This is a genomic window from Gilliamella sp. B3022 (assembly GCF_028751545.1).
Taxonomy (GTDB): domain Bacteria; phylum Pseudomonadota; class Gammaproteobacteria; order Enterobacterales; family Orbaceae; genus Gilliamella.
Genome location: NZ_CP071867.1, coordinates 655415 through 671030 on the forward strand (window position 1 = coordinate 655415; position 15616 = coordinate 671030).

General features: G+C 33.0%; 9 protein-coding genes. 7 read left to right on the forward strand and 2 right to left on the reverse strand.

Features of this window, described 5'->3' with window-relative positions:
- Positions 1–534: 534 nt before the first annotated feature.
- A complete protein-coding gene (lolA, locus tag J4T76_RS02885; RefSeq protein ID WP_267339622.1) occupies positions 535–1128 on the reverse strand; it encodes an outer membrane lipoprotein chaperone LolA in 594 nt (197 codons plus the stop codon).
- A 175-nt stretch (positions 1129–1303) separates the two neighbouring features.
- On the opposite strand from lolA, the gene J4T76_RS02890 reads away from it, so the two are divergent.
- From J4T76_RS02890 to J4T76_RS02920, 7 genes are all read left to right on the forward strand, one after another.
- Positions 1304–2644 (forward strand): replication-associated recombination protein A, encoded by a 1341-nt coding sequence (locus tag J4T76_RS02890; RefSeq protein WP_267339623.1) that lies wholly within the window; start codon positions 1304–1306, stop codon positions 2642–2644.
- Between the two features lie 706 nt (positions 2645–3350).
- A complete protein-coding gene (locus J4T76_RS02895; RefSeq protein WP_267339624.1) occupies positions 3351–4739 on the forward strand; it encodes a hypothetical protein in 1389 nt (462 codons plus the stop codon).
- Between the two features lie 711 nt (positions 4740–5450).
- Entirely contained in the window at positions 5451–6848 is a 1398-nt protein-coding gene (locus J4T76_RS02900) for a hypothetical protein (protein WP_267339625.1), read from the forward strand.
- A 321-nt stretch (positions 6849–7169) separates the two neighbouring features.
- Complete coding sequence (gene nrdA, locus J4T76_RS02905) at positions 7170–9455, forward strand: class 1a ribonucleoside-diphosphate reductase subunit alpha (protein WP_267339626.1); 2286 nt, start codon at positions 7170–7172, stop codon at positions 9453–9455.
- A 142-nt stretch (positions 9456–9597) separates the two neighbouring features.
- On the forward strand, positions 9598–10728 hold the full coding sequence (nrdB, locus tag J4T76_RS02910; protein ID WP_416380284.1) for a class Ia ribonucleoside-diphosphate reductase subunit beta: 1131 nt from the start codon (positions 9598–9600) through the stop codon (positions 10726–10728).
- A gap of 322 nt (positions 10729–11050) precedes the next feature.
- On the forward strand, positions 11051–13705 hold the full coding sequence (gene glnD, locus J4T76_RS02915; protein WP_267339629.1) for a bifunctional uridylyltransferase/uridylyl-removing protein GlnD: 2655 nt from the start codon (positions 11051–11053) through the stop codon (positions 13703–13705).
- 24 nt (positions 13706–13729) lie between these two features.
- Positions 13730–14653 (forward strand): AEC family transporter, encoded by a 924-nt coding sequence (locus tag J4T76_RS02920; protein ID WP_267354508.1) that lies wholly within the window; start codon positions 13730–13732, stop codon positions 14651–14653.
- Between the two features lie 140 nt (positions 14654–14793).
- Here the strand turns inward: J4T76_RS02920 and J4T76_RS02925 are convergent, their stop codons facing one another.
- A complete protein-coding gene (locus tag J4T76_RS02925; RefSeq protein WP_267339631.1) occupies positions 14794–15474 on the reverse strand; it encodes an HD domain-containing protein in 681 nt (226 codons plus the stop codon).
- Positions 15475–15616: the final 142 nt, after the last annotated feature.

Sequence of the window (15616 nt, forward strand, 5' to 3'; positions counted from 1 at the left end):
ATCCATATTCTTGATATCAAACTAACCTCATATTTTATATAGAACAAGTGAATGATCGGGGCTTTTACTCGTGTTATTTTGAACATGACAAGTTAATATCAAAAAGAACTTTTTATACATAACAATAGGACTCAATCAAACCGATATGGCATAATAATACTAAAAAAGATTCAATAAATTTAAAATATAAGTTATGTTATCGCTTGTTTAGTCAATGACAAATCAGTACGATTTTTTTAACCTAACTGATTCTAGATTGATACTCAATAAACTGATCTTAGAAATAAATATTTATAATATTTTTCATATAAACACTGAATGATCATATTGGCAATATTGAATGGCATAATTAAGTTCAGATAAAAGACATTCACTGATATTTTACAGAGTTCTCATCTTTTATCTGATAGCTTGTTAAAAGTCTTTAAAATTGATAAAGTTCATTACTCATTTTATTAATAACGGTTTAAAATAAAAAAATAAATAAGAGACATAAATAAATTTTCACATCACTTAAATCATCTCTACAGAGAACTAACGTTGATCATCAATTGTTATACCTGCTGGTGGAGTAAATTTAAATTTGTCTGAGTCAACTTTGCCAAGTTTTTGGCTAAATAATTCATAGTCGCTACGTTGCCCATCTTCTTCAATAATGGAAAAGTTAGAAATCATGCCCGTTGGTAACACCGAAATAACAAAAACCTGATTAGATCCATCTGTTGGTTTTAATGTAAATGAATCTTGTTTACGAGTCACATTATAAACATTCCAAATGGCATTGTGGCTATCAGTAATCAGTAGCATCAATCGATTATCCACTGCTTTTTTTAAATCCATTACACTCACCTGCTCAACCGCTGGTATATAGACCCACATATCTGTTCCATCGGAAATAATTGAGGTTTCATCGGGTTCGTGCATTGTCCAATTAAAATAATAAGGTCTTGTAACCCAAAGCTCTCCTTTACCTTCTTGAACCATTTGGTTATCAGCAGTTTTTACCTCTTGAGAAAAATGTGCATAAAAACCATCTATTTTATCAAGGCGGCGTTGTAACAACTCTTTATCGCCAGCCCATACTGAAGCGCTAGCCAACAATCCCATTAACAATAAAAACTTTTTCATAACTCATCCTTATGTACTTTATTTGGCAGTATTGAAATCAACTTCGATAATTGAAATTACTTAAAATATTACTGTTTTTTAGTTAGAGGGAAAAGATATTTTCTTTTCTTTTTCACTAATTTCATTCAATAAGTATATAATACCTATAACTTTGTAAAACTGGACTCAATGTGTTATGCCTAGTATGTCTTTTGAATTTACGACAGAAGAATTTAAGCCGTTAGCGGCAAGAATGCGTCCTCGTACGTTATCAGAATATATTGGTCAAACACAACTTTTGGGTGCTAACAAACCTTTACCAAAAGCGATTACTGCCGGTAATTTGCATTCGATGATTTTATGGGGGCCTCCTGGGACGGGTAAAACGACACTTGCTGAAATCATTGCCCATCATGCCAATGCTAAAGTTGAAAGAGTTTCGGCAGTGACGTCAGGAATCAAAGATATTCGTGAAGCCATTGAAAGGGCGAAAATTAATCAGCAAGCGGGTATCCGTACCATTTTATTTGTTGATGAGGTTCACCGTTTTAATAAAAGTCAACAAGATGCATTTTTACCCTATGTTGAAAATGGTACCGTAACATTTATAGGGGCTACCACTGAAAATCCTTCATTTGAATTGAATTCTGCATTATTATCACGTGCTCGTGTGTATCTGCTTAAATCATTAACCACACATGATATTGAGCTAATCTTACAACAAGCGATAGATGACCCAGAACGCGGATACGGTAAATATAAAATTACCCTACCAGATGAAACCAAAAAACAAATCGCGGAATTTGTGGGTGGGGATGCGAGACGTGCCTTAAATACTCTTGAACTTTTAGTCGATATGTCTGATGGACAACCACTTACGCCTGCATTACTCAAAGAGATAATTGGAGAACGTAGCGCTCGATTTGATAATCAAGGTGATCGTTATTACGATTTAATCTCTGCTGTTCATAAATCGATTCGAGGTTCAGCACCCGACGCAGCACTCTATTGGTATGCTAGAATTATTTCGGCGGGCGGTGATCCACTTTATGTTGCTCGCCGATTGTTAGCTATAGCTTCGGAAGATGTGGGTAATGCTGATCCAAGAGCAATGCAAGTTGCACTAGCGGCATGGGATTGCTTTACACGTGTTGGTCCAGCTGAAGGTGAGCGCGCTATCGCACAAGCAATTGTGTATCTTGCTTGTGCACCAAAAAGTAATGCGGTATATTTAGCTTTTAAACAAGCTATGCTTGATGCGCAATCAAAGCCCGATTATGATGTTCCACAACATTTACGTAATGCACCAACAAATTTAATGAAAAAGTTAGGTTATGGTGCTCAGTATCGTTATGCTCATGATGAACCTAATGCATTTGCAGCAGGAGAAAATTATTTTCCGCCTGAATTAGCCGATAGCAAGTATTATTATCCAACCATGCGTGGTGCCGAAAAAAATTATCGTGATAAACTCGCTTGGTTAGAATCGCAAAATCAAGCCAGCCCTATTCAACGTTATAAACCATCCAAAGATTAAATCAATCTGTAAAATGGTCATATTATGACAAAATGATGACTTCCAATTATATAGAAATATATTGCTATTCATCATTGGCAAATACTTATAGTGCATTAAATTTAGTAACGCTTTCAATTCAACATTTGTTTACTAATATCAACTCTAAAGTCATGATATTGACAATTTATTGATTACCCTCAATCGTCAAAACCTATTGTTTTCCCTATATTTTCATCTTTAATTCAGCAAAAAGGCTATAACATTTTCTAAGTTACGATCCTAAAAGGCATTAACATTTTCAAGTATATTTTTAAAACTCCTGTGACTCGATACCGTTAATAATGGGTATCATTTACATTACGAAATATTACTCGGGTATGGACAATAACTTCTATTATTTTAAGCAAACAAAAAATTAAAAAACTTATTGTTTATTATGAATATATTTCATCAGATGTAAGACAGTGAATTATACCTATCATGTTCATTTTTACCTGTTAAAAAGGGTTATATCGCTAATATTTACTTTTTAAATACACAATAATTGACAAAAATTAAAAAAAAACGGTAGTTTTAGATATAATTGATCGACTAGCTATATTATTTTTATTATAATCAGCTCATTAATGATTCAGGTTATCGAATCATTAATTAAAATAAACTAATATATAAAACAAATAATTACATAATAAAATTAACAATTTTAAACATGAAAGTGAATACAATGATCAGATCCTTAAAAACAACTAGGTATGCTTTACTGCTATTACCTTTTTTTCAGTTAAGTTATGCTAACTTGACCATCGAAACAGCTAAAACAATACAAGGAACACAACCAAGATTATCAGAAGACTTAGAAAACGAATTACTAAATAATGGCGAATTAAAACAGTTATTTGGATTACGTATTGATCATAAAGATTATTATGGTGAAGAAGGGATAGCTAGCATGCCAGTTCCAATTAATCATCCATTTAAAAATCGATTTATTCCTGCACAAATTAAACAACCTAATGAAAATGAATATTTTGATAGGGACGGTGATAAATTATCGTACATTTTACCTGCAGATCCGTCAAAAGATATTAAAATGCAATGGTACTATACAGATTCAAGAAATAACGACATTGCCTTTACACCCAAAGACACTGATACATTTTGTTCATTGTCAGCAGAAGGAAAATTTGCGCCCTATAAAGTTAAATTATCTACAGATTTAGTTTTATTTTCTGAATCTGGTGATCCTGATCATACTACTTATCCTAATGACGTTATTAAAAATCAACCATCGGCAACATTTACTGTTATAGATGATATTGGCATTTGTTTTGCAAAACCATCATTAAGACCTAATCTTCCTTCAAGCGATAAAGATCAGTGGATTGCCCAAAAAGGGTTCAAAACTCAGTCAAATACAGACCCAACAAAAAACTTTCCAAATACCGGTTTTGTTGGTGCTAAATTTGAACTAATCCTATCTCAAACAAACCTTTATGCCAATTATGAATGGAATGTAAAACAGGGTAATGATCTTGTCACAGTTACCAAAGATGCTAGAACGAATATACCAACAGTAATCTTCAATGGACCTGATGCAAAAGATACAGAAAAAGCTTGGGAGCATGTTATGGGTGGCTCAGGAGATGGATATCCAGTTGTTATAGAAGGAAAAAACACTAAAACCGGTAAAATAATCCAATATGCCTTTACCATTACCAAATGGTTTGATACTTGGGAGCAAACTGTTATCAACAACATTTATTATGCAAAAATAGATACCGTTGCGAAAGTTGTTGCAGCATGTAAGAAAAAACCGGGTCATTACCGTTTAAGTCAAACTTCCGATGTAACGAATGCTATTGAACCAGATACCGCTAAGACTATTTATATTACGCGTGAAATAGGGACTTTATTTAGCGAATGGGGTGATGTGGATCAATTGAATTACCCAGGATCTTTTGCTCCGAATGTAGCAGGTACTTACAAATTCTTTTATGTAGAACAACCAAGTAATAACAAAGTTTGTGACATACATATTGATACAGGTATATATCATTGTCGTCCTGTTGACACAGAACTAAAAAATGCTGTCTGTGCATCCTATAGACCTTAATATCTAAATGCGGTAAATTCTATTTAAATAAAATGACCATCGAAAAAAGATGGTCATTGTCACTCAACTTATTATTCTATTCTTCGATACCTATCGTATTGTTTACTTCATCATCAAATCAATAAATTAATTTCTAATAACAATGCATTTTTATTAAAAAAATTCTGTAATTTAATGATTGATAGAATTTTATTCATTTTAATGATCTATTTTTCAGTTTGATCTTTTTTGAATGAATTTAACAATACACATTGCGATAAAATTTACAGCATGTTAAATATCCTTGCCAATATGAAGATACTGAAGATAAATTGGTGATGGTGAATTGATATAAAACTTGTAACTCAGTTATGTTTCTGTAAATAACACCTAGCATCTATGAAAAGATGGTCATTATCAATTAAATTGTCGTTTTTTTCTTTTATCTCTTTCTTTTATTCATTTCTTACTAAAAATTATCAAAGTACTGATCAGTGACCATTAACTTCATTATTTATCATTTTAGAAAGCTTTTCATTCGATTGTTAACACAATATATCCGTTAATCATATGAATAAATGAATGATTATTTAAATAGTAAATTCTCATATTTAATTTTATTTTCTTTTCGACTAAACTTAATAATTAAGTTATACTATTTGTAAATATAGAAAAGTTTATGTAAATAAACCTTCTTTTTTCCAATAAATATTTAATGAAAGAAATAAAATAATGAAATTAATAACTTTTAGCCGTCATATAAAAAGCATTACATGTACATTACTTTTGTTGCAATTTTCTACCAGCAGTTATGGATATTTTACATCTCAAACAGCGCAAACAATTCAAGGTAGTCGTCCATCTTTAACACAAGAAATGGAACTGAATATTGAGAATTTGGAGTTATTTGGTTTGAGTATTGATGAGCATAATTATTACGGTAATGAATTAGCGAATATGCCTGTTCCAATTAGCTATCCATTTAAAGATAAGATAAAACCAGCAAAAATTAAACAGCCAGACGATAAACAATTTTTTGATAGGGATGGTGATAAATTAGATTATCTCGGAGTTGATGGCGATATTAGTATGGTGTGGTACTATACGGATGCTAGCAACAGAGAGATTGAATTTAAACCAAAAAACAATGATACATTTTGTTCATTGGTCGCTGAAAAAAAATATGCACCTTTTAAAGTGAAGCTTTCTGCCAATTTAGTTTTATTTTCTAAATACGGTGATCCAGATAATAATACTTATCCTAACAGTGTTATCAAAACTCAGCCATCAGTAACATATACACTCATTGAAGATGTAGGCATCTGTTATGCAAAACCAGAATTAAAACCAACTGCCGTCTTAACTAGTGATAAAAAACACTGGGATTCAACCAATGGTTTTTTAACTCAATCCATTGTTGACCCAACAAAAAACTTTCCAACTACTGGCTTTTATGGTGCTAAATTTGATCTAATCTTATCTAAAAATGGCCTTGTCAATAATTATAATTGGCGTGTAAAACAAGGTAGTGAACTTGTTACTATTGACTATAGTAATGCCAATGTCGTAACCGTATTGTTCAAAGGACCAGATGCTCAAGATGTAAAAAAAGCTTGGGAACATGTTATGGGTGGATCTGGCAAAGGATATTCAGTTGTTATTGAAGGAGTAAATAAAAAAACCAATGTAGCAATTCACTATGCCTTTACTATAACCAAATGGTATGATGCTTGGCAACAAAATATTACCAATAACAATTATATTTCATTGACAGCTCCCGTTGCGAAAGTTATTGAACAGTGCAGTAAAAAACCTGGTCATTATCAGTTAACTTATGCTGAAGAAATAAGTAATGCTGTTGTGGGAGCGAAAAATGACGTGAAATTTACACGAGAAATCGGTAGATTAATCAGTGAATGGGGTGATGCAAGTCAAAAAACTTATCCTGGTTCTTTTGCGCCTCATGCAGGCGGAGCTTACAAATACTTTTATGTATGGGAACGAACAGAACAAGGGGGGAAAAAAGTGTGTGACATACATATAGATACAGGTGTATATCATTGTCGTCCCGTCGACACAGAAGCAAAAAATGGTGTATGTGTTTCAGTACCTGCACAAACACAAGAGTAATTTTTTTAAGCTCTATTTATTAATAGAGCTTTTTTTTAACTTTTAAATAATAACTTTAAACAATCATTCATAGATAAAGTCTTATATCCTCATATTTTTGTTATTTTAGTTATCATCTCGTTATCCTTATTGTATCATCTGAAAAGATTCATCATTTAAAATGGCTTTATCAATTTTAGCTGTTAAAATCAATAATATAAACTAAGTAACAAACATACTACATATAGTAATTAATTCATTAATAGGTACTATATATTGTATATTTTGACAAATATCAATTATTATAGCCTTCCACAAGACACATACGAAACCGGATGAAAAATGAACAAATCAATGCTTGTCACTAAACGAAATGGCAAAAAAGAACCGATTAATCTTGATAAGATCCATAAAGTAATTACTTGGGCAGCAGAAGGATTAGAGAATGTTTCCGTTTCGCAAGTTGAGTTACGCTCACATATCCAATTTTATGATGGCATTCATACTTCTGATATTCATGAAACAATTATTCGAGCTGCAGCTGATCTGATTTCACAAGAAACACCAGATTATCAATATTTGGCTGCACGTTTATCAATTTTTCATTTACGTAAAAAAGCTTTTAATCAATTTACTCCTCCCCCTCTTTTTGAACATGTTAAAAAATTAGTCGATTGTAAACGCTATGATAAACATTTACTTGAAGATTATACTCAAGAAGAATTTACACAAATGGATAAGATGATTGATCACTGGCGTGATATGTCTTTTTCCTATGCAGCAGTAAAACAGTTAGAGGGTAAATATTTAGTACAAAACCGTGTTACAGGTGAAATTTATGAAAGCGCACAATTTTTGTATATTTTAGTTGCCGCTTGCCTTTTTGCTCATTACCCAAAAGAAACCCGACTTGATTTTATCAAACGTTTTTATGATGCAGTGTCAACATTTAAAATTTCACTACCAACACCCATTATGGCAGGCGTTAGAACCCCTACTCGTCAATTTAGCTCATGTGTTCTTATTGAATGCGATGATAGTTTAGATTCAATCAATGCCACAGCTAGTGCAATTGTCAAATATGTCTCACAACGTGCAGGAATTGGTATCAATGCGGGACGTATTCGCGCTTTAGGTAGTTCAATTCGTGGGGGAGAAGCGTTTCATACCGGATGCATTCCATTTTACAAATACTTTCAAACTGCAGTTAAATCATGTTCGCAAGGCGGTGTACGAGGTGGTGCAGCTACCGTATTTTATCCAATATGGCATTTAGAAGTTGAAAGTTTACTTGTTTTACGAAATAACCGTGGTGTTGAAGAAAATCGAGTTCGTCATTTAGATTATGGTGTTCAAATTAATAAGTTGATGTATCAGCGACTGATTAAAAACGAAAATATAACACTGTTTAGCCCTTCTGATGTCCCTGGACTTTATGATGCATTTTTTGCGGATCAAAATACCTTTGAAACACTCTATCATCAATATGAACAAGATGTAACTATCCGCAAACGTGTGGTAAAAGCAATTGAACTCTTTTCATTGCTAATGCAAGAACGTGCATCTACTGGTCGAATCTATGTGCAAAATGTTGATCATTGTAATACTCATAGTCCATTCAATGCACAATTAGCACCAGTGCACCAATCGAATTTATGTATGGAAATTGCGCTACCAACTAAGCCCCTTAATAATGTTAATGATGAAAAAGGAGAAATTGCGCTTTGTACCTTGTCCGCTTTCAATCTAGGTAAAATTGATTCTCTTGATGATTTTGACGAATTAGCTGATCTTACCGTACGAGCACTTGATTCACTGCTCGACTATCAAGATTATCCCGTACCCGCTGCCCGTAACTCATCTATCAATCGACGAACGTTAGGTATTGGCGTAATTAACTATGCCTATTATTTAGCTAAACATGGAGTCAAATATTCCGACGGCAGTGCCAATCATTTAACCCACCGCACGTTTGAAGCAATGCAATATTATTTGTTAAAAGCGTCTAATAATTTAGCAAAAGAAAAAGGTGCTTGCTCACTTTTTAATGAAACAACCTACTCGCAAGGTATTTTACCGATTGATACTTATAAAAGAGATTTAGACACTATTTGCAAAGAACCATTACATTATGATTGGGAATCATTACGTGAATCAATAAAAACTTATGGTTTACGTAACTCGACCTTATCAGCATTAATGCCGTCAGAAACATCATCACAAATTTCGAATGCGACTAATGGTATTGAACCTCCTCGTGGTTATATCAGTGTTAAAGCATCTAAAGATGGTATTTTAAGACAAGTCGTGCCGGATTATGAGAATCTAAAAAATGCATATGAACTGCTATGGCAAATACCAAATAACACAGGTTATTTGCATTTAGTTGGTATTATGCAGAAATTTATAGATCAATCCATTTCTGCTAATACCAATTATGATCCAACTAAATTCCAAAATGATAAAGTACCCATGAAACAATTATTAGCTGATTTACTGACAGCTTATAAATTTGGTGTAAAAACACTCTATTATCATAATACACGTGATGGCGCTGAAGACATTCAAGGTGATATCCCATTAACTGAAAGTGATGATGGCTGTGAAGGTGGAGCTTGTAAAATTTAGTTAACTTTTATTATTGAAAGATTGATACTTGATATCGTATTTAGGGGGGAAGCTAATAACCCCTAATGATTTCCCCCCTCTTTTCTAATGACGAAAGGTGGCGGTAAAAGCAACCAACTCAATGAGGAATAATTTTATGAGTATGAATTACAGTACCTTTTCGCATGTACATAATGATCAACTTAAAGAACCCATGTTTCTTGGTCAACCCGTAAATGTTGCACGATATGATCAACAAAAATATGAAATGTTCGAGAAATTAATCGAGAAGCAACTTTCTTTCTTCTGGCGACCGGAAGAAGTGGATATCTCTCAAGACCGTATTGATTATGCCGCTTTACCAGAACATGAAAAACACATATTCATTAGTAATTTAAAATATCAAACCTTGCTTGATTCAATTCAAGGACGTAGTCCAAATGTAGCACTGCTTCCACTCATTTCGATTCCTGAGCTCGAAACATGGGTTGAAACTTGGTCATTTTCTGAAACTATTCACTCCCGTTCATACACACATATCATTCGAAACATTGTTAATGATCCTTCTGTTGTTTTTGACGATATTGTTACAAATGAAGAAATTCAAAAACGTGCTGGTGATATTGCGGGCTATTATGATGATCTTATCAGTTATGCAAGTTACTATAATTTATTAGGTGAAGGCAAACATACTGTTAACAACAGTACCATAACTATTGATTTGCGTGAACTTAAAAAAAAGCTTTATCTATGCTTAATGAGTGTTAATGCGCTTGAAGCCATTCGTTTTTATGTCAGTTTTGCTTGTTCTTTTGCCTTCGCTGAACGTGAATTAATGGAAGGTAATGCTAAAATTATTAAGCTTATTGCTCGTGATGAAGCTCTGCATTTAACAGGAACTCAATTTATGATCAACACCCTACGCAGTGGTGAAGATGATCCTGAAATGGCTGAAATCGCCAAAGAGTGTGAGCAAGATTGCTACGATTTGTTTTTGCAAGCTGCCAATCAAGAAAAAGAATGGGCTGGATACTTATTCGAAAGTGGCTCAATGATTGGTCTAAATAAAGATATTTTATGCCAATATGTCGAATATATTACCAACATCCGTATGCAAGCAGTTGGACTAAAATTACCCTTCCAAGTCAAATCTAACCCAATCCCATGGATAAACAACTGGCTCGTTTCAGACAATGTCCAAGTTGCTCCACAAGAAGCCGAAATGAGTTCTTATTTAGTTGGGCAAATTGACTCTGAAATGAATGAAGACGATTTAAGTGATTTTGAATTATAGTTTTTTACTTAAACGTATAGTTAACCTGAAACTTTTTTACAAAAAGAATCGTTTCTTTCATTAAAAATGCTGTATAAAAATACTAATAATCTTTTTTGTCATTCAAAACGATTATTAGTATTTCTTATTTAAATTGACGCGCTTATCGCATACTAATAATCAATTATCCATTAACAAGCTAATTTGCACATAATTTTTTTATCGATTAAATAATAAAATTATTATTAAAACTTATAAACAATTCAAATAACTGTAACTTGACAGTCATCTAAAATCAGGTGACGATATGACAATTGACTCATCCTAATTTAATATGATGACTATGACTCAAACGCATATGTTATACCCTATTTCTCCGCTTAATTTTAGCGATGAACAGATAAATATTAACTATCTCAAACAACAGCTCAATGACTTTCAACAATGGTCTGTTATACAATTTGAACAAAATGTCGATATTGATATTTTAGTGCATTTACGCAGTCATTTTATCGATCAACTGTTGCAACGTTTATGGTGCTATTTTCAAATTCCTGAACAAGTTTCTTCTCTTTTTAAACAAAATCGTATAGCTTTAATTGCCGTTGGCGGATATGGTCGGATTGAACTTCATCCATTATCAGATATCGATATATTGATCTTAAGTGATCATCCATTTGCTAAAGATATTGAAAAAAAAGTCAGTGATCTGGTTCGTTTGCTTTGGGATCTTCATTTAGATATAGGCCATAGTGTTAGAACGTTAAAGACTTGTCTACAAGAAGCAAAAAATGACATCACCATCATGACGAACTTGATCGAATCAAGGATAATAGCTGGCAGTCAATCATTATTAGATGAACTTCGTGAACACATTTTTAGTGATAAGATCTGGCCTTCTGCTGCTTTTTTCCGAGCGAAAGTGCAAGAACAACAAGACAGACATAAACAATATCATAGTACCAGTTATAATCTCGAACCCGATTTAAAAAATAGCCCAGGTGGGCTTCGCGATATGCAAATCATACAGTGGATTGCAATTCGCCACTTTGGAGAAGAATATTTACAAAAAATAGCTCACTTTGATTATTTAACCCCCGAAGATATTGAAGACTTTAAGACATGTCGAAATTTCTTATGGCGTATGCGCTTTGCTCTACACAGTGTCATAACGCGCTATGATAATCGCTTACTGTTTGATCGTCAGTTAAGCATAGCGAATATGCTCGGTTACCATGGTGAAGGCAATACACCAGTCGAAAAAATGATGCGCGATTATTATCGTGTTGCCCATAATATCACTGAGCTTAATCAAATGTTACTACAACTGTTTGATGAATCTATACTGGAACTTAATCCACAAAATAAAAGCTATGATATAGATGAACATTTCAAAATTAGGGAAAAACTCATTGATGTAAAAGATGACAATTTGTTCAAAAAAGATCCAGTCATGATTATGCAACTTTTTTATACTATATTGCTGAATCCACAAATTATAGGGCTTTATTCAAATACGATAAGACAACTACGTTCAGCACGAAGACAATTAACGACACTGCTGAGTGAAGATGCCAAAGCAAGATCACTGTTTATGAAAATAATTAAACACCCAGATGCAATAAAAAAAGCAATCTTACCAATGCATCAATATGGTATCCTCACTGTTTATATACCCGGTTGGAAACATATTGCAGGGATGATGCAATTTGATCTGTTCCATGCTTACACCGTAGATGAACATACTATTCGCCTACTGCTTGAGCTTGATAGTTATAAATCCGAATCCGGCAAACAAAGACACCCTAATAGTTCTAAAGTTTTTGCTAAACTATCTAAACCTGAGCTACTTGTGATTACTGGTTTATTTCATGATATTGGTAAGGGTCATCATGGTGATCATTCCGAAATCGGTGCCAAATTAGTAGAAAATTTTTGTCAATTACACGAATTAGAGCCTAGAGATACAGATTTAATCATTTGGTTAGTACGTTATCACTTACTTATGTCAGTAACCGCCCAAAGCCGAGATTTACAAGATCCAGCGGTTATCAGCGAATTTATTCAAATTGTAAAAAGTGAGCGACGTTTACAATATTTACTGTGTCTGACTGTTGCAGATGTCTGTGCAACAAATGAGACCCTTTGGAACAGTTGGAAGCAAAGCTTAATGCGTCAACTGTATGAAACAGCAAAACGATCATTTGATTCCGGTATTCATCAAATACCTGAGCAACGAAGTATTGCTCGTCAACATAAGCAAGAAGCATTAGCTATCTTACTTAAACAAAATTACGATGAACAAAAAATAAAAAATCTTTGGTTAGATTATCGTATTGACTACTTTTTACGCTATACCACAGAACAAATTGTCTGGCATGTACAAAATTTATTATCACATGATTTGAACCAAATTCTAGTATCGATCAATCCAAATCCTTATCACGGTGGTACTGAAATAATTATTTATTCACCTGATAGACCTTATCTGTTTGCTACTGTATGCAATACACTTAACAATCATAACTTAAGCATTCATGATGCACTCATTATTACAAATAAAAAAGGATTTGCACTTGATACTTTTATTGTATTAGAGCCAAATGGACAAACATTACAAAACGATAGGTATCAAAGCATTATACAAGCGCTAACTAAAGCCCTTAAACAGCCTGTTTACAAAGGTGTGACTATTAAACCACCTAAACAAAGGTTACGATCGTTTTCGGTACGAACACAGGTCAATTTTTTATCTGCTTTCAATGAAAGGCAAACATACATGGAACTCATAGCTTTAGATAGACCCGGATTGCTTGCATGTGTCGGTGAAGTATTTGCTAACTTAGATGTATCATTGAGTAGTGCTAAAATTGCAACTATTGGTGAACACATTGAAGATTTATTTATCTTAACCGATAAAAATAACAATGCGCTAGATGATAATACCTGTTATCAATTACGAGAATCGATTATTAAAGCTGTTGAATTATTGAATTAATTATTCAAATGCAGGATGTAATTTATGCAATTTTTTATTATTTTGTTTCCTATTTTTTGTATTTTTATTGTCGGATTTATTTCTCAGAAAATAGTAAAATTTGACGTTGCTAATCTTTCAAAAATGTCACTGTATGTGCTTTCTCCTTTTTTAGCTTTTAAAACCTTTTATGTCCATACTTTGACCATTGATTACCTATATTATATTTCTTATATTTTAGGACTCTGCTTATCATTAGTATGTATCATCTCTATTTGGTCAATCATCATGAAATATTCGACTAAAGAACGTTGTGCAATGATTTTAAGCTCTTGTTTTATGAATAACGGTAATTACGGTACCCCAGTACTATTAGTATTTTTTGGTAGTATAGGTTTTGAGCTTGGTGTAATTATGATGGTGTTACAGCAATTTGTGATGAGTACCGTTGGCATTTATTATGCGGTAAAAGGGAGTTCTCATAGTGACATTGTTAGCCAAAAAGATGTCATTAATAAAGTAATTCGTATGCCTGTTGCTTATGGTGCACTTTTAGGTATTATTTTCCAGTTATGCCACATCCCTTTGTCGAAATCCATTATGACATCCATTGGCATGATTGGGGATGCATCTGTTGTAGTAATTATGATTATTTTAGGGATGCAGTTGGCTAAAATAAAGATCACACAACTCGATTATCCTAAACTTTCATTTTCGTTAATAACCCGTATGATAATTTCACCGTTGGTGGCAACGTGTATGGTCTACTTTATGCCAATTTTACCTGTTTATAAACAAGTATTGATCGTGTTATCGGCAATGCCAAGCGCAGCTAATACCACTTTAATGTCTGTACAATTTGATACCAACCCTGAACTGGTTTCTAGTGCAACGTTAATAAGCACATTACTCAGTTTGATAACATTACCCACTGTACTATGGCTTGTTAACGCCCCCATCCCTTTTTGATACAAAGTCGCGTTCTTTTCAGCAAAGAACGCTAAATCAAACGATAAAAAGGTCATCATCTATCCTAGACATACCATTTAAAAATGTTAATCCGTCATGACGTTAAGACCATAGCTTTCTATAAATTGTTCTAAGAAAGATTAATCTTCACCTTGCCACTCTTTTTCAAATTGTTGAACAAATGCAACTAATAAATTATGTCTGGATAAAGCCAATTTTTTTGCCTTTTCTGTATTCATCCTATCTTTCAATGAAAACAGTTTTTCATAGAAATGATTAATAACGGTATTGGGGCGTCTATAACTTTCTTCATCAATAACCGTTCTTGGTAAAAGAGTAGGATCGTGCATAATATTATGCTTATTACCTCCATAATAAAATGTTCGTCCTATACCTATTGCTCCAATGGCATCTAAGCGATCGGCATCTTGTACAATTTGCCCTTCAAGTGATAATGTTTTTTTACCTGATAAATTTTTTCGAAAAGACATATTTTCAATAATATCAATTATCATTTTTATATTATGATCTAATATGTTTAGTGAATTCAGATAATAATATAATTGTTCTGTCGCTTGATGGACATCATTGACAACTTTTTCATCAATAACATCATGTAAATAAGCACTTAAAATTACGATAAAGGCATCCGCTTTTGGTTCATAAGGTAAGATTTTTTTTGCTAATCTAACTACGCGCTCAATATGCGCCATATCATGACCTGAAAAATCATTAGCAAGTTTTTGCTTAACATAAGCTTGTATTTTTTCAACAATCTGATGTTGTTCTTTTGTTAATTCAATTGATTCGTTTATGCTCATTTAATTTATGATTATCCATTTAATTAAAAGAAAATTAGAAATTTAAAAGTTTTAGTAAAGATTATGCTAACCATAACTTAAATAGGTTACCACAATTGATTCGCTATTAATTTAATTAAACTTGAAAATATTAAGTTATTAG

Coding starts and splice junctions, on each gene's coding strand:
- J4T76_RS02890 (WP_267339623.1), top strand. CDS start 1,304: ATGCCTAGTATGTCTTTTGAATTTACGACAGAAGAATTTAAGCCGTTA.
- J4T76_RS02900 (WP_267339625.1), top strand. CDS start 5,451: ATGAAATTAATAACTTTTAGCCGTCATATAAAAAGCATTACATGTACA.
- lolA (WP_267339622.1), bottom strand. CDS start 1,128: ATGAAAAAGTTTTTATTGTTAATGGGATTGTTGGCTAGCGCTTCAGTA.
- nrdB (WP_416380284.1), top strand. CDS start 9,598: ATGAATTACAGTACCTTTTCGCATGTACATAATGATCAACTTAAAGAA.
- J4T76_RS02895 (WP_267339624.1), top strand. CDS start 3,351: ATGATCAGATCCTTAAAAACAACTAGGTATGCTTTACTGCTATTACCT.
- J4T76_RS02925 (WP_267339631.1), bottom strand. CDS start 15,474: ATGAGCATAAACGAATCAATTGAATTAACAAAAGAACAACATCAGATT.
- J4T76_RS02920 (WP_267354508.1), top strand. CDS start 13,730: ATGCAATTTTTTATTATTTTGTTTCCTATTTTTTGTATTTTTATTGTC.
- glnD (WP_267339629.1), top strand. CDS start 11,051: ATGACTCAAACGCATATGTTATACCCTATTTCTCCGCTTAATTTTAGC.
- nrdA (WP_267339626.1), top strand. CDS start 7,170: ATGAACAAATCAATGCTTGTCACTAAACGAAATGGCAAAAAAGAACCG.